The 14,813-nt window shown below is 60.1% G+C and carries 13 protein-coding genes; 8 read left to right on the top strand and 5 right to left on the bottom strand.

The window, feature by feature from the left end; translation table 11 throughout:
• Positions 1 to 14: 14 nt before the first annotated feature.
• From DFR40_RS07525 to DFR40_RS07500, 6 genes are all read left to right on the top strand, one after another.
• Positions 15 to 620, top strand: a complete 606-nt coding sequence (locus tag DFR40_RS07525; protein WP_121457861.1) for a sugar transferase — start codon at positions 15 to 17, stop codon at positions 618 to 620.
• A gap of 2 nt (positions 621 to 622) precedes the next feature.
• A complete protein-coding gene (locus tag DFR40_RS07520; RefSeq protein WP_170160178.1) occupies positions 623 to 1,273 on the top strand; it encodes an acetyltransferase in 651 nt (216 codons plus the stop codon).
• 86 nt (positions 1,274 to 1,359) lie between these two features.
• The gene (locus DFR40_RS07515; RefSeq protein WP_121457860.1) at positions 1,360 to 2,493 is read left to right on the top strand and encodes a glycosyltransferase family 4 protein; all 1,134 of its coding nucleotides are present in this window, start codon (positions 1,360 to 1,362) and stop codon (positions 2,491 to 2,493) included.
• Entirely contained in the window at positions 2,478 to 3,302 is an 825-nt protein-coding gene (rfaP, locus tag DFR40_RS07510; RefSeq protein WP_121457859.1) for a lipopolysaccharide core heptose(I) kinase RfaP, read from the top strand. Before DFR40_RS07515 ends, rfaP begins: the two co-directional genes overlap by 16 nt.
• Entirely contained in the window at positions 3,299 to 4,066 is a 768-nt protein-coding gene (locus DFR40_RS07505) for a lipopolysaccharide kinase InaA family protein (protein ID WP_121457858.1), read from the top strand. Before rfaP ends, DFR40_RS07505 begins: the two co-directional genes overlap by 4 nt.
• Positions 4,063 to 5,442, top strand: a complete 1,380-nt coding sequence (locus DFR40_RS07500) for a lipopolysaccharide kinase InaA family protein (protein ID WP_121457857.1) — start codon at positions 4,063 to 4,065, stop codon at positions 5,440 to 5,442. The genes DFR40_RS07505 and DFR40_RS07500 overlap by 4 nt, the downstream gene beginning before the upstream one ends.
• 15 nt (positions 5,443 to 5,457) lie before the next feature.
• Here DFR40_RS07500 and msbA read toward each other — a convergent pair whose 3' ends face one another.
• Complete coding sequence (gene msbA, locus DFR40_RS07495; RefSeq protein WP_121457856.1) at positions 5,458 to 7,239, bottom strand: lipid A export permease/ATP-binding protein MsbA; 1,782 nt, start codon at positions 7,237 to 7,239, stop codon at positions 5,458 to 5,460.
• A gap of 115 nt (positions 7,240 to 7,354) precedes the next feature.
• On the opposite strand from msbA, the gene DFR40_RS07490 reads away from it, so the two are divergent.
• Both DFR40_RS07490 and DFR40_RS07480 read left to right on the top strand, forming a co-directional pair.
• On the top strand, positions 7,355 to 7,954 hold the full coding sequence (locus tag DFR40_RS07490; RefSeq protein ID WP_121457855.1) for a BUD32 family EKC/KEOPS complex subunit: 600 nt from the start codon (positions 7,355 to 7,357) through the stop codon (positions 7,952 to 7,954).
• On the top strand, positions 7,951 to 10,143 hold the full coding sequence (locus tag DFR40_RS07480) for a lipopolysaccharide kinase InaA family protein (RefSeq protein ID WP_147431297.1): 2,193 nt from the start codon (positions 7,951 to 7,953) through the stop codon (positions 10,141 to 10,143). The genes DFR40_RS07490 and DFR40_RS07480 overlap by 4 nt, the downstream gene beginning before the upstream one ends.
• Before the next feature lie 68 nt (positions 10,144 to 10,211).
• Here the strand turns inward: DFR40_RS07480 and DFR40_RS07475 are convergent, their stop codons facing one another.
• The 4 genes from DFR40_RS07475 to DFR40_RS07460 are packed head-to-tail and all read right to left on the bottom strand — an operon-like array spanning position 10,212 to position 14,810.
• Complete coding sequence (locus DFR40_RS07475) at positions 10,212 to 11,654, bottom strand: hypothetical protein (RefSeq protein ID WP_121457852.1); 1,443 nt, start codon at positions 11,652 to 11,654, stop codon at positions 10,212 to 10,214.
• Positions 11,651 to 12,715 (bottom strand): CgeB family protein, encoded by a 1,065-nt coding sequence (locus DFR40_RS07470; protein WP_121457851.1) that lies wholly within the window; start codon positions 12,713 to 12,715, stop codon positions 11,651 to 11,653. The genes DFR40_RS07475 and DFR40_RS07470 overlap by 4 nt, the downstream gene beginning before the upstream one ends.
• Positions 12,712 to 13,716 (bottom strand): glycosyltransferase family 9 protein, encoded by a 1,005-nt coding sequence (locus tag DFR40_RS07465; RefSeq protein WP_121457850.1) that lies wholly within the window; start codon positions 13,714 to 13,716, stop codon positions 12,712 to 12,714. The genes DFR40_RS07470 and DFR40_RS07465 overlap by 4 nt, the downstream gene beginning before the upstream one ends.
• Positions 13,713 to 14,810, bottom strand: coding sequence for a glycosyltransferase (locus DFR40_RS07460; RefSeq protein ID WP_121457849.1), 1,098 nt, complete (start codon positions 14,808 to 14,810; stop codon positions 13,713 to 13,715). Before DFR40_RS07460 ends, DFR40_RS07465 begins: the two co-directional genes overlap by 4 nt.
• Positions 14,811 to 14,813: the final 3 nt, after the last annotated feature.

The raw sequence follows: 14,813 nt of genomic DNA, 5'->3' as shown, positions 1-14,813 counted from the left end.
GGACAATTCAGCGCATGATCAAACGAACCATGGACGTGCTGTTGGCCAGCTTGGCCCTCCTGCTCCTTGGGGTGCCGATGCTGTTCCTTGCCGCAGCGATTCGACAGCGCCTTGGTAATCCTGTTCTCTTTCGTCAGATACGCCCAGGCTTGCACGGTCAGCTGTTCGAAATGGTGAAATTCCGAACGATGACGGATGCGCGAGGTCCCAGCGGGGAGTTGCTGCCCGACGCCGTGCGCCTGACGCCGTTTGGCCGTTGGTTGCGAGCCACCAGTCTGGATGAGCTACCCGAGCTCTTGAACGTGGTGAAGGGAGAAATGAGCCTGGTCGGGCCTCGTCCTCTGCTGACGGAATATCTGGCGCTATATAGTTCTGATCAGGCTCGTCGTCATGAGGTTCGCCCTGGCATCACAGGATGGGCCCAGGTGAACGGCCGCAATGCGATCAGTTGGGAAGACAAGTTCAAACTTGACGTATGGTACGTAGACAACCGCAGCCTGTGGTTGGACATCAAGATACTGTGGCTGACTGTAAAAAAGGTGCTTGTGCGCGAAGGAATCAGTGCCGAAGGGGAGGCTACGGCGCCTAAATTCTCCGGTGGCCAAACTAGAGATAAGTGATCATGAAACAGGTGGCTATTTTTGGTGCAAGCGGTTGTGGTCGTGGCGTCATGCCGCTCGCTCGCCAGCAATGGCTGGCCTGCAACGACGCTTACCAACTGGTTTTTGTTGACGACAAGCCCCAAGCCACTCAATTGAACGGCCACTTTGTACTAAGTTATGAGCAATGGTTGTCGCTACCTGCGAGCAGTAGGCATATCAACATTGCGATTGCTAACAGTACCGTGCGCGAGCAAGTGGTGAATCGGTGTCAGGGCGACAACGTTGGTTTCTTCGAGGTTCGTGCTCAGAATGTGGTCCAGTTGGACGATGTGCACCTGGGGGTGGGGGCCATTCTTTGCCCGTTTGTCACGTTAACCAGCAACATACGGATTGGCAGGCATTTCCATGCGAATCTCTACAGCTATGTCGAGCATGACTGCGTGATTGGCGATTTCGTGACTTTTGCTCCCGGCGTCAAATGCAACGGCAACGTAGTGATAGAAGACCACGCTTATATCGGTGCAGGTGCCATCATCAAGCAGGGGCGGCCTGGTCAACCCTTGATCATCGGACGTGGTGCCGTAGTGGGCATGGGAGCCGTGGTGACCAAGAGCGTGCCGCCCGGTGCGACAGTAGTTGGGAACCCGGCTAGAATACAAAGCAAAACATAAATTACCTCTCGGCTTTATGCCGTCTGGACGAATGCTGCCGGCTCAAGGATACTGGCCGGCTGGCGACCCCTGGTGTTTCGCGGCTCATGCAACTGGCTTTCTGCCTCTACAAATACTTCCCCTTCGGCGGCCTGCAGCGCGATTTCATGCGCATCGCCCTGGCCTGCCAGGCGCGCGGCCACGCCATCCGGGTCTACACGCTATCCTGGCAGGGCGAGGTGCCGGCCGGGTTCGAAGTGGTCACGGTGCCGGTGCGGGCGCTGACCAACGCCCGCCGCTACGCGAAGTTTTCTGCCTGGGTGGCGCGCGACCTGGCGCAGCGACCGGCGCAGCGCGTCGTCGGCTTCAACAAGATGCCCGGGCTCGACGTCTATTTCGCCGCCGATCCCTGCTACGAAGAGAAGGCGCAGACGCTGCGCAACCCGCTCTACCGCCTGTCCGGCCGCTACCGGCATTTCGCGGCGTATGAGCGGGCGGTGTTCGCGGCGGACAGCCGCACCGAAATCCTGATGATCTCGCAGGTGCAGCAACCCTTTTTCGAAAAGCACTACGCCACGCCGAAGTCGCGTTTCCACCTGCTGCCGCCGGGCATCGCCCGCGACCGCCGGGCGCCGCCCGAGGCGCCGGCGATCCGCGCCGCCTTCCGCGCCGAATTCGGTCTCGGCGACGACGACCTGTTGTTGCTGCAGATCGGCTCCGGCTTCAAGACCAAGGGCCTGGACCGCTCGCTGCAGGCGCTGGCGCACCTGCCGGCCGATTTGCGTGGACGCACCCGGCTGATCGCCATCGGCCAGGACGAGCCGAGCCAGTTTCAGCGCATGGCGGCTGGCCTCGGGCTGGCCGGGCAGGTCGACATCCTGGCCGGCCGCGACGACATCCCGCGCTTTTTGCTCGGCGCCGACCTGCTGGTCCATCCGGCCTACAACGAGAACACCGGCACGGTCTTGCTCGAAGCGCTGGTCGCCGGCTTGCCGGTGCTCTGCTCGGCGGTTTGCGGCTACGCCCATTACATCGACGAGGCGGCGGCTGGCCGGGTGATCCCGGAACCCTTCGCGCAGGCGACGATGGACGGTTTTTTGCAAAAAATCCTGGTCGACCGTGAACAACGCGCCGCCTGGCAGCGCAACGCGCTGGCCTGGGCCGAGCACGCCGACATCTACAGCAACGCCGAGCGCGCTGCCGGGATCATCCTCAAGGAGCGGCCGTGCGCGACGAACTGAGGCTGGCGCCGCCCTTCGATCGCCTGTGGGCCGGGCAGGATGCGTTTGCCGCGGTCGACCGCCTGGAAGGCGAGATTTTCCGGGAACTCGACGGGCGTCGCACCTTCCGCACGGAAGTCGAAGGACGCGGCTATTTCGTCAAGATCCATCGCGGCGTCGGCTGGGGCGAGATCGTCAAGAACCTCGTCTCGCTGCGTCTGCCGGTGCTCGGTGCCGGCAACGAATGGCGGGCGATCCGCCGCCTGGAGGAACTCGGCGTCGACACCATGTGCGCCGTTGTCTACGGCCGCCGCGGCGCCAACCCGGCGCGCGAGCACTCCTTCATCGTCACCGAGGAACTGGCGCCGACCGTCAGCCTGGAAGATTTCTGCCGTGACTGGCCGACGCAGCCGCCAGCCCCGGCGCTCAAGCGCGCGCTGATCCGCCGCGTCGCCGCGATGGTCGGCGCCATGCACCGCGGTGGGGTCAATCACCGCGATTGCTACCTCTGCCACTTCCTGCTCCACCTCGACCCGGCGCCGACCGCCGCCGCGCTCAAGCTCTCGGTGATCGACCTGCACCGCGCCCAGATCCGGGGGCAGACGCCGCGCCGCTGGCGCGACAAGGACCTCGCCGGGCTCTACTTCTCGGCGCTGGAAATCGGCCTGACGCAACGCGACCGGCTGCGCTTTTTGCGCGATTATTTCGGTCGACCGTTACGTGAGGTGCTGCGCGACGAGCAGGCGTTGATCGCTCACCTCAATGCCGAGGGTGAGCGCTTGCTTGCGAAATACCGCCGGAAATATCAGCCGGCCGGAGACGGTGCATGATCGACTGGCAGGTCAATCCCGACTACGCGACAGGCGAGGCCGGTCGCGCTTTTGCCTCGCTCGACGCGGTGTTCGCGCTGCAGGGCGAGCGGGTGACGGTCGATCCCGAATCCGAGGTGATCCGTCTGCGCCTCGACGGCATCCTCTACTACGTCAAGCGCTACACCATCGGCCGGCGCAAGCTGGCGCGGCGCTGGTTCGGCCTGCGCGACCTCTTCGGGCCGCAGCGGGCGGTCAAGGAATGGCGCAATCTGCAGCGTTTCCACGCCTGGGGTCTGCCGACGCCGACGCTGGTCGCCTGGGGGCAGGAGCGGCGTGCCGGACGTTTCGTCCGTGCGGCCCTGGTGACCGAGGAACTGCGCGATACGGTCGACCTTGCGCAACTGGCAAAAACCGCTGACGCCCGCCTGCGTGACCGCAGCTGGATCGCCGCCGTATCGGTGCAGGTCGCCGCCTGCGCGCGCGTCATGCACGCGCACGGCTTCGCGCATAACGATCTCAAGTGGCGCAACCTGCTGGTCACCGGTGGCGAGTCGCCGCAGGTCTATCTGATCGACTGTCCGAACGGCGCTTTCTGGATGCAGCCTTTTCTGGAGTACCGGATCGTCAAGGATCTTGCCTGTCTCGACAAAGTTGCAAAATATCAGCTCAGTCGTACCCAGCGGTTGCGCTTCTATCTCGATTACGCAGGCCGCACACGGCTGACTGCAGTAGACAAGCGAAAAATCCGCAAAATCCTCGCCTTTTTCGTGGGGCGCGAATGACGGCCGCCAGCGACGATCCGCTTGCCGCGCTGCGCGGCGCAGGCTGGAACGCTCCGGCGCCGCCATCGCTGACGCTGGTCGACGGCGGGCGGGTCGATTTCCGCGCGGTATTGCGCTGGTTGCCCGGCCGGCGCCTGTCCGGCGTCGCAGAATGGCAGGGGCGGCCGGTGTTCGCCAAACTGTTCTTCGGTGCTGGCGCAGCGCGCTATGCGCAGCGCGAGCAGGCCGGTCTGGCAGCGCTGAGCGCCGCCGGTCTGCCTACGCCTGGCGTACTCACGGTGGTTGAGCAGCACGGCGCCGTGCTGTTGCTGAGTGAATATCTGGATGGTGCGATAACGCTGGAGCAGGCGCTCGAGGCTACTCACGAAAACACCCGGCACCTTGTCGAGTCGCTTGCCCTGCTCGGCCGCCTGCACGGCGCCGGGCTGGTGCATGATGACCTGCACCTCGGCAACTTCCTTTTCCACGGCGAGACACCGTGGCTGATCGATGGGGACGGTGTGCATGCCGCGTCGCCTGGTCAGTGCGTCGATAACCTGGCGCTCTTCCTCTCGCAACTGCCCCTTGCCGATGACGCGCAGCGTGCGGCCCTGCTCGCCGCTTACGCCCGACCGGTCGATCCCGAGTTGCTCGATGCGGCGGTGACGGCCTCCCGGCAGCGCCGTTTGCGCCGTTTTCTGGGCAAGACGCTACGCAACTGCACGCAGTTTGCGGTCGACCGTACGGCGCGGCGTTTTTCCACCTACTTGCGTGCCGCCGATGATGTGCTGGCACCCTTGCTGACCAATCCCGATGCGGCGCTTGCCGCCGGTCGTCTGCTCAAGGACGGTGGCACCTGTACCGTCGCTGCGCTCGAGACGGGGCGCGCGCCGCTGGTGATCAAGCGCTACAACCTCAAGCACTGGCGCCATGCGCTGTCGCGCGCCTGGCGTCCGAGCCGTGCCTGGCATTCCTGGCTGGCCGCGCATCGGCTTGCTTTTTACGGTATCGCCACGCCACCGCCGCTGGCGATGCTGGAAGAGCGGTTTGGCCCCTTGCGCGGACGGGCTTTTCTGCTCACTGGCTGGTGCCCGGGCGACAACCTGCTGCATGTTCTCGATGCGGCCCAGGAACCACCGCCGCCGCTTGCGACGGCGATCGAATCCTTGTTTGCGGTGCTGCATCGCGTGCGCATCACGCACGGCGATCTCAAGGCGACCAACTTGCTGTGGCACGCCGGGCGGCTGTTCCTGATCGATCTTGACGCGACCGTCGAACATCGCAACGCGGCGGCCTTCCGCCGTGCCTGGCGGCGCGACCGGGCCCGCTTCCTGCGCAACTGGCCGGCCGATTCGACGCTCCACCGCTGGCTCGACGAACGTCTGCCCGGCGTCTGAATCCGGGTTTCTGCGTCAGGCGTTTTCGCCGAATTGCAGTGCGTGCAGACGGGCGTAATGGCCGTTCTGAAGCAGTAGTTCGGCGTGGTTGCCGCGTTCGACGATGCGCCCCTGCTCCATGACCAGGATCAGGTCGGCGCGTTCGATGGTGGATAGACGATGGGCGATCACCAGCGTCGTTCGGTTTTGCGTGGCGCTTTCCAGTGCCGTCTGAATGTGACGCTCGGATTCGGTATCGAGCGCCGAGGTGGCTTCGTCAAGGATCAGCAGCGGCGCATCTTTGAGAATGGCGCGTGCGATTGCCAGGCGCTGGCGCTGGCCACCGGAAAGCAGGACGCCGTTCTCGCCGACCAGCGTATCGTAGCCATCCGGCAGGGCACGGATGAATTCGTCGGCGCAAGCCGCCTGGGCCGCAGCGACGACCTGCTCGCGAGGGCAGCCGGCGAGGTCGCCGTAGGCAATGTTGTTGGCAACGCTGTCGTTGAACAGTGAGGTCTGTTGCGAGACCAGTGCGATGTGGCGACGCAGGTTGCGCAGTGTGTAATTCTCGACCGGTACGCCGTCGAGCAGGATTTCGCCGGTCCGGTGCCGGTAGAAGCGCGGGATCAGGTTGGCCAGCGTCGATTTGCCGCTCCCCGAGCGACCGACCAGCGCGATCATCTGCCCCGGCTCGGCGGTAAACTCGATGTCCTCGAGCACCGGCCGTTCGCTGCCCGGATAGCTGAAGCTCAGACCGCGCACATCGAGTCGGCCGCTGACCCGCTCGCGTTCGACAGTGCCGAGGTTTTCTTCGCCCGGTTCGTCAAGCTGGGCAAAAATACTCTCGGCGCCGGCCAGTCCCTTCTGGATCGTCGAGCTGACTTCGGACAACTGGCGGATCGGTTTGGGCAGCATACCGGCGGCGCTGATGTAGGCAACCAGGTCGCCGGCCGTGGCATCCCCGCGCATGAAGAGAACGAGGAACAACACGACCGCCATGGCTGAGAAAGTTACCAGTTGCAGCGCTGGGGTGAAAGTCGCGCCGGTCTTGACCATGCGTAGCTGCTTTGCCGTATTGTCCGCACTCGCTCTGCTGAAACGTTGTGCCTCGTAAGGCTCTCCGCCGAAGCTGCGTACCGCCCGGTAGCCTTGTATGGTTTCCGATGCGATATGCGTCAGTTCTCCCATCGAGCTTTGTATCTTCTTGCTCTGCTTGCGGAACTTGCGGCTGGCGTGACTGACCATGACGCCGATCAACGGCAGGATGGCGATCATCACGGCGGTCAGTTTCCAATTCATCCACACCAGGTAGCCGAACAGGAAGCTGACGGTCAATCCTTCGCGGACAACCACCTTGATTGCATCCGTGGCCGCACCGGTGACCATGGTCACGTTGTAGGTGATGCGCGAGATCAGGTGGCCGGAGTTGTTTTCGTCGAAATAGCGGTTGGGCAGTTGCAGCAGACTGTTGAACAGGCCGACGCGCAGGTCGTGGATCAGGCCTAGCGAAACGCGGGCGAGATAGTAATTGCCGAGGAAGGAGCCGATGCTGCGGAAGATGATGATCAGTACCATCAGCAACGGAACGCCGTACATCAGTTCGATGTTGCCAAGCAGCGGCAGGTTTTGCTGAGTCTCTGTGGTCGCAGACAGACCATCCACGAAGTACTTCAGAACGGCGGCGAGCATCGGCTGCGAGGCGCCGAAGATCACGAAACCGAGCAGGCTGATGGCGAATAAGCCGACAAAAGGTCTGACGTAGGAGAGAAGCCGGAAATAGATTCCGATCGAGGAGGTCGTGGTGGTGCCGTTCGGCATGTTCGGCGAGTGGCGCTGAGGCGAGATTTTTTGAGTTGGCAGTTTATCACGCCGTCACTGGCATCCCGACGACCTCACAACACGGTAAACTCGTCACCTTTCGTGATTTTGATTGATGGGCAAATTGAAGAAACTGACGCAAGCAGACTATCGTGTGATGTGTGATGGTGCTGCCGTCCTCGAGGATGATCCGCACGGCCCGAAGGTGCTGATGTTAACCGACGGAACCATCCTCAAATTGTTCCGGCGCAAGCGTCTATTAAGTTCGGCCTTGATTTATCCCTACGCTACGCGTTTCGAACGCAATGCGCGCAAATTGGCTGCGTTCGGGATTCCCGTTCCCGAGATACTCGATATCTGGCGCATTCCAGCAATTCAACGTGATGCGGTCCATTACCGGCCGTTGCCGGGGCATACCCTGCGCGAACTTGTGGCTAAGGGCTTGCCACCAGAGCGCGAACAGAGGTTGCGCGAATCTTTCAGTCGTCTGATTGTCCATTTGCACGATCATGGTGTTTATTTTCGCTCCCTGCACTTGGGCAACATCATCGTCGGTGAGGATGATCAACTTGGCCTGATCGACTTCTCCGATATTCGCTTCTATCCTTGGAGACTCAATCGCTACCTGCGCGAACGGAACATGCAGCGCATGCTTGATCTGCCTGCTGAAGCTGCCTGGGTGGATACCAGGATTGTCCTGAGGCGGTGGTCGTGACTACGCGCTTTGTTGCCGCATCTCTGGCGGCCCTTGTCTCAGGGCGTTTCTTTTATCGTAACGGTCATCTGCCACCATCTGGACACCTCGTGCCTGATGGATTCATCGGGCTCGGCGTCGCTGCTGCCAAGGATCCCGCGGTTGACGACTGGATCATCGAAAAATTGCGTGTAGCGGGCATCCGCGATGTGCGCATCGATTTGTCGCCAGGCGATGTCGGCCAACCGCCCGAGCGCTTGCTGTGTCGTCTGCTTGATGCCGATTTCCGTGTCGTCCTCCACTTGTTGCAGTCGACCGAACAGGCTAAGCAGATGCCGGCGGCAGCGGTTGCCGATTTGTGGCGTGCTTTCGTGGCTGATGTACTTGACCGTTTTGGTGGCCGGGTACGGATGGTCGAGGTGGGCTCGACGATCAACCGTCGTCGATGGGCTGGCTATTCCCTATCCGGCTTCGCTGCGGCCTGGGAGATTGCCTGGCGGGAGGTTCGTGCGCGCGACCTGGTGTTGGCAGGGCCTAGCATTACCGATTTCGAGCCACTCTGGACAGTTGGCGTACTTTCGTTTCTGCAGCGTCGTCGGCAGTTGCCCGATGTCCATACCGATAACCTTTTTGCCGAGCGGGCGACCGAGCCGGAGCGTTTCGATCCCAAGATACTGGGGCGTAGACTGGCCGGCTTGCATCGCTTCAATCTGATCAAGAAGGCACGTCTTCTACAGCGACTTGGTGCCGATCATGGTGTGCCCCGTCTGTTTTCACCTGCGGCTTTCTGGACTTTGCCGCGAATCGAGAGAATGTTGCCCGATAGCGAGCAGAAGCAGGCTGACTATCTGACTCGGTATCTGGTCCTTTGTGCCGCTTCTGGTGCTCTGGAAGGGGCTTGGTGGGGGCCGCTGATCTGCCATCGTGAAGGTTTGATCGACGATGGTTCTCGTCCGTATCCAAAACTCGAGCGCATCACGCATTACACTGACGTCGAGGGGGGGCTTGGAGAACTGCGGGTACGGCCTGCCTTCGCCGCCTTGGCAGCGGCGCAGCGGTTCCTGCCGGGAAGCCGTTATCAAGGGCGTGCGCATAGCGGGATTGGCCTGGAGATTCATGCCTTTTCCACCGCGAATGGCTTGTTGCATGTGGTTTGGACCGTAAACGGGCGAACTGCTGCACTGGTCGATCTGTATGCGCCAGATGATTTGTCCTGCGCAGCCTTTTTTGATCGCGACGGAGAGCGATTTGTGTCAGCGCCAACACTGGCGAGCGAATCACCGTGCTATATCTGTTGGCCCGAAGCGCGTTCCGTCAACGTGAAGCCGGAAGGCAGTCTGCTGGCAGATGTTGCCATTCATCAGCATGCCCCCGGGCAGCATCATTTCTTCCGTGCGGATGGCTGGCGCGGCATTGTTCGTGCAACAGATGCCGAGGAAGCGGCGTCGCTCTGGCAGGCAATTCATCCTGAACGCTTGATACCTCCGGCCAAGCAGACAAGCTTGCGGTTTGCCCGTAACGCGATCTGGACGATTGATGACCCCCGGATGCCGGGCCGCAAGCTGGTTGTCAAACAACCCGTACGAATTCCCCTGCACAAGCGCCTGCTAGATCGTTTCAAACCATCGAAAGCCTTGCGTAGCTGGAATGGAACCAGTGAACTGCTGCGTCGTGGAGTCAATGCAGCGGCGCCGATTGCTTGGTTTGAGCGCGAGAATGATATCGGGGGGCGGCAGAATTATTATGTCTGCGAGTATGTGCCCGCGGAATGGACGGCTCGTGAAATGATTGGTGCGTTTGCCTCAGGCAAGACACATTTCGCTGGTCTTGCGGCGACAGATGCTTACCAGCAGCTTTCAGCCTTTCTGTTGCGCATGCATGGCGCCGGTATATTGTTCAGGGATCTTTCTGCCGGCAATATCTTGATTCGTCAAGAAAGCGGCAGTACTTTGAAGTTCTCTCTAATCGACACCGGGCGTCTCCGAATTTGCTCTGGGCCGCTTGAGTTGGGGCAGCGCTTTGATGATCTTGTGCGCATTTGCAATAAGCTTCACGCTGATGGCCGAGCCGAGTTTCTGTCTATCTATCTTAACGCTCTGGGCAAGCGTATACGGCCTTGGTACTGGCTACCGTTTTGGCTTTATGACTTCAAAGTCGTGTTGAAGCGTCGTTTGGGTCGGAAAGCGATTAAACGGGTTTGCGCGCGCTGAGGGCTACTTAATCGTAAGCTGTCGTTAGGAAGGGGGCGCCAAATCTGCCTTCTCGGCTGCTGCCCGGGTCATTTGTTTCCAGTGTGCCGGAAAATGATCACCTCGTCTTTGCCAGGGGTGCCGAAGCGGGCAACAATTGTCATCTGGTATTCTTGCCTGAGCCGTTCCGTGATCGACTCATCTTTACGGGAGCGCTCAAGCACCATCAGGTCGAAATTGCCGCTTTTGGCGGCATCAGTGATGGCGCCAAGATCATTTCTCGGTCGCAGGAGGCTCGGGGTATTCTGCCAGTGTGCGTGATATACCGTTCGTTGGCTGTCTATGTACACCCGTGATGTAGAAGGGGCATTGTTGACTAGCCAGGTTGCAGCCTCCGCGAAGTAAGCTTTTCCTGGCCCCGTTGAAATGACATTTGCCAGAACCATGATAGTCGCGGCTGCGAGAGCGGGCTTTTGAAGTTTTGGCCACCGATTTCCACAGTCGTGAACGGCTATCGCGATGAACGGCGTTGAGAAGAGGAGGACGGGGCCAACATATCTACCCGCCAAAAACTGAAGATCGGTGACGAACACCGCCAGAACCAACAGGTAAACAGCTATTGCTGAGAGGAAGAGCAGCCCAAGGGCGCCCAAGTTATAGTGTTTTCGGAAAGTGAAGTAGAAACAAAGCGGGGCGAGGAAGATGCCGAATTTTTCTATCAGCTTAATCGGAATCAGTGCCAAAGACCCCCAAAATAGCACTTGCTTCGCATTGCCCCGGGCATATTCGATTAGTGCGGTGGCGACGATGTCTGCTTTTGCATCAAAGCGGTCCGTACTCAGCCGGCTGAATTCGCCGGAAAGCCGTCCGTCGCCAAGATGGCCTGACCAATACAACGTGACAAGAATTAGGCCTCCTGTAAGGGGAAGCAGGCTGATAACTATCAGTCGGCGCCAGCGCTGATCGACGGAGGCAAACAGTTGCCAACCGGTAAGCGCTGCGTAAAGGGTCAGAGCTTCCGGTCTGAACAAGGCTGCAATGAGCAGGGACGCTTGCGCTGCGATGGCCAGTAACCAGGTTGGGCGCTCGTGCCACTTGAGGGCGAGCCAGAACGAAAGCATGATGAAGCACCAGCAGCCAAATTCGCGTAGTAGCTCATTTCGGTATTCGTTCAGTCCAGGCAGCGCGAGCACAACAAGGCAAGTAATCCAGGCAAGCTCCGGTTTCTCTCGCTGCACGCAGGCGACCATCAGCGCACAGGTGCCGGCCATGAATAGCGCATTTAGCAGGTAGCCTGCGCTTTCCGGATCGATACCGCTGAGTTTTGATGTCCAAGCCATCAATACCGGCAGGAAGGGCCAGGAAAAAAGAGCCTTGGCTGCGGCAAATCCGCCATCGAGGTAAGCATGTGCTGCGGTGGCGTAAAGCATGCCATCGCGGTTGACCGTGCTACCGATCCAGGCAATCAGGGACAAGACAAGGCTTGCGACAATGGTTGTCGTAATCGGATTGAGCCAGTTTGGGCGTGTCATGGATGAGGCGGCGCGGCAAGTATAGGGAGCAACTGGTTCCGGATGCGTGTCGTCCAGGTGTGGCGGGTCTTGAATGCCTCCAAGCCGGCTTGTGCGATCCTGTTTCGTTGTTCAGGGTGAGAAAGATAGTAGTGGACTTTTTCTTCGAGTTCGCTCGATGACCTATAGGTCTCGATCTCCTCGCCGATCCTGAACAACTCTCCAAGTTCGTCGCAGTGATCGGTGAGCAGGAAGCTGCCGGCGGCTAGTGCCTCAAAAATGCGAAGGTTGATGCCAGTTTCCGCACCAAAGAAGTCGCTTCTCGTAATGTTGAGCACTATCTTCGCTTGCTTTAGCAGATTCTGGAGTTCTGTGCCCCACACCGGGCGGTCGTCAATGCGCCGGCGTAGCGCTGCCGAAATCAGCGGAAAATTACGCTGCCAGCGGTTGCCGCGAACGACGACGTGATCGCGGACTCTTTCGAGCATGAATATCCGGCGTAGATCGGCGCTGCCGACAAAGAGCGCGTCGATCGGTTGCTCTTTGCTCACGGTGTGAATGGGTTTTGCTGCGAACGGCAGGAACAGGGCATCCAATCCGCAGGTGTCTCTAAAAAACCTGGTGGTTACGGCTGAGCATGACAAGATTCGGTCGTATACCGGCAACTCTTTCTCGACAAAGAAGATGAATTCGCGCCGTCGATCATAGAGGTTGCAAGTGTCTGTGTCATAGAGGAACAGTTCGGCATGTGCTGCTTTGGCAAGGCGTCGCAGTAAAACTGGGTCGAAAAATTTGTAGATAAAACCGATGACAAGAATGTGGCTTGGCTGTTCTTGAGCGATCAGGCGTTCCAGCATTCTGCTTTTGAGTCGCGGCAGAAAGTAGAAACTGTCACGATCATCGCCTCGGTTGCGCAGCTTGGCGTAGGCAGAGTGCGTTCGGTAGAACGCGCGGCTTGGCGCATGCAGGCAGTCAAAATGGGTTGCGGAAACACCCAGTTCACCAAGTGTTTCGCAGATCTCCAGGCCAAGGGGAATGCCGGCGATGCCATCGAGCACGAGTATCTTGCGGATGCCGATCATGATAGAGCCTCTCTCGCCTTGAGGACGTCGTCCACGAAGACAAATGGTTTCCATATCTCGCCGTGGAGGCCGGGCAGGGTCAGGCGCGGACAGACTACCGTGGCCGGCGCCCAGTCAGGGCGCCAGTGGAAGTTTGGGTTTTTCTTGCGATAGATCGTGACGACAGGTAGGCCGAGAAAGGAGGCAAGGTGGCCGTTCCCGGAGTCGTTGGCGATGACTGCAGCAGATTCGTAGATATAGGCAGCTAATTCACCAATGTCGAGGAACATCGGCGTCTCGTAGCGGTTTCCCGGCATATTGCGCCAATGTTCGTGATTTGCCGGTGCGACGACGAGCTTTGGTTGTTGCCCCTGCTTTTCCAGTTTTTGGCAAAGCTTGAGAAAGGCGTTCGGGGGCCAGTCCTTTTTTTCTGGCCAGGCGGAGTCGGGGCTGATGATGATTCGTCGCGAGTGGCGGCGAAACACAAGATGAGGCGGTGGGGTCAGCGGGACATTGCGGATCAGGTCCTGCAAGCCCATCGCGTCGCGCAGGTACTCCAGGGTAATGTCAACGACACTTTCCGTGGTGTACTCCCGGCGTCGCATGGAGCCGCCGGCATCCAGCAATGGCTTCAGGCGGGTATAGATTTCCGGCGGTAGTGAAGTGCGCTTCAATTCGCCAAGATCGAAACGCCAGTTGTCGGGCGTCTTCTGGCAGATGAGTAGCCACTTGCGTCGCATGGCTTCGGTCATCGCTTCATCCATGCAGTCACGAAGGAACTGCGGAGGGCTCATGATCACCAAATGATAGTCGGCAAGCGCCGAGTCCATCTCTTCAATTGTAGGATAGGGACGGATTTCGAATTGCGGTAGCCAGTTGCGCAGTTGGTAGCCGATATTGCCGAAGTAGGTGACGGAAAAACCATTGCGACGGAGGTTTTCCGCCATCATCAAATAAATCAGGCCGTCACCGAGTGAACTGAATGCGACCAGTGCGATTCGAGGTTGGATGGCCGAGCTCATGCCTGCAATATGTTTTCGGTCATTTTCAGGGTGAAGAAACGCTGGCGGGCTGCTTGGTCGGAAAAACGGGCTCGCAGCCGGTCATGATCGGCCGTGTCGGTCGGTAAGGTCAGGCTGGCAATCATCCGTCCTGCCAGCATCTCCACGTCCCCGAGGGGAAAGAGCCTGTTCGCTTCACCCACTACTTCCGGGGCGCCGCCACAATTGGTGGCCAGGATCGGGACTTCTGCGATCATCGCTTCGAGGAGGACCATGCCGAATGGCTCGTGGTCGGAGCTCAGGACGAACAGGTCGAACGCCCTGAACAGGCGGGCTACACCCGGAATCTGGCCGAGCAGGCGGACGCGGTTGGCAACGCCGAGCGCTGCAGCTTGGCGCCTCAACTGGTTTTCCAGTGGTCCGCTGCCGGCAATCGCGAGGAGTGTGCCCTCTGGCAACTTCGGTAGCGCGCGGGCAAAGGCAGCGATGAGCGTCGCCTGGTCCTTGTCGGCATGCAGGCGTCCGACATTGCCGATGACGGGCGCGTCGGCAGGCAGGCCGAGTGCATCGCGTGCCTCGCTGCGTGAAGCAAGGGCCTGGTGAGCGGCGTTGACATCGATGCGGTTGTGCAGCGTCTCGATTCTATCGGGTGGCCAGTCAAGGCGCCCACGGATGTCGTCGCGGACAGCATCGGAAACGCCGAGCAGGGCCAGTCGGTGACGGAAAAGGTTGGCAAACCAGCGGCGCGACGCCCGGCGGTAGTCGCCAAAGGCATGGTGGACGCCGATGACCGGCAGGCGAGTCGCGAGGCAGGCGATCTGAATTGGCTTGGTGCGGTGGGCGATGACCAAAGCGACATCGCGGCTCGCCGCAATGCGCCGAAAGCTGCGGATGGGCGTTAGCTTGAGACCGGCCACCGCACGGCTCGGGAAGTCGAGGAAGATCACCTCGTCGGATGCCGACTGCGCAGCAACCGCTTCGTTCGCCTGACCGGTCAGGTAGATCGTGAGCACCTTGTAAGGTGTGTCGCGAAAGAGCACCGCGTATTGTCGTGCGACATCGGCAAACGGCCCGTAATGGCAATGGCAGAACTGTATGACCCAGCGATCGGTCACGGT

The organism is Azonexus fungiphilus (genome assembly GCF_003634965.1).
Classification (GTDB): Bacteria; Pseudomonadota; Gammaproteobacteria; order Burkholderiales; family Rhodocyclaceae; genus Azonexus; species Azonexus fungiphilus.
The sequence above is the reverse complement of the archived record's forward strand: the minus strand, read 5'-3'. Positions and strand labels throughout refer to the sequence as shown.

What these genes read in the sequence shown, in the direction of transcription:
- DFR40_RS07470 (WP_121457851.1), bottom strand. Translation starts at nt 12,715, where the DNA reads ATGATCGGCATCCGCAAGATACTCGTGCTCGATGGCATCGCCGGCATT.
- DFR40_RS07525 (WP_121457861.1), top strand. Translation starts at nt 15, where the DNA reads ATGATCAAACGAACCATGGACGTGCTGTTGGCCAGCTTGGCCCTCCTG.
- msbA (WP_121457856.1), bottom strand. Translation starts at nt 7,239, where the DNA reads ATGCCGAACGGCACCACCACGACCTCCTCGATCGGAATCTATTTCCGG.
- DFR40_RS07465 (WP_121457850.1), bottom strand. Translation starts at nt 13,716, where the DNA reads ATGAGCTCGGCCATCCAACCTCGAATCGCACTGGTCGCATTCAGTTCA.
- DFR40_RS07500 (WP_121457857.1), top strand. Translation starts at nt 4,063, where the DNA reads ATGACGGCCGCCAGCGACGATCCGCTTGCCGCGCTGCGCGGCGCAGGC.
- DFR40_RS07515 (WP_121457860.1), top strand. Translation starts at nt 1,360, where the DNA reads ATGCAACTGGCTTTCTGCCTCTACAAATACTTCCCCTTCGGCGGCCTG.
- DFR40_RS07505 (WP_121457858.1), top strand. Translation starts at nt 3,299, where the DNA reads ATGATCGACTGGCAGGTCAATCCCGACTACGCGACAGGCGAGGCCGGT.
- DFR40_RS07490 (WP_121457855.1), top strand. Translation starts at nt 7,355, where the DNA reads ATGGGCAAATTGAAGAAACTGACGCAAGCAGACTATCGTGTGATGTGT.
- DFR40_RS07475 (WP_121457852.1), bottom strand. Translation starts at nt 11,654, where the DNA reads ATGACACGCCCAAACTGGCTCAATCCGATTACGACAACCATTGTCGCA.
- DFR40_RS07520 (WP_170160178.1), top strand. Translation starts at nt 623, where the DNA reads ATGAAACAGGTGGCTATTTTTGGTGCAAGCGGTTGTGGTCGTGGCGTC.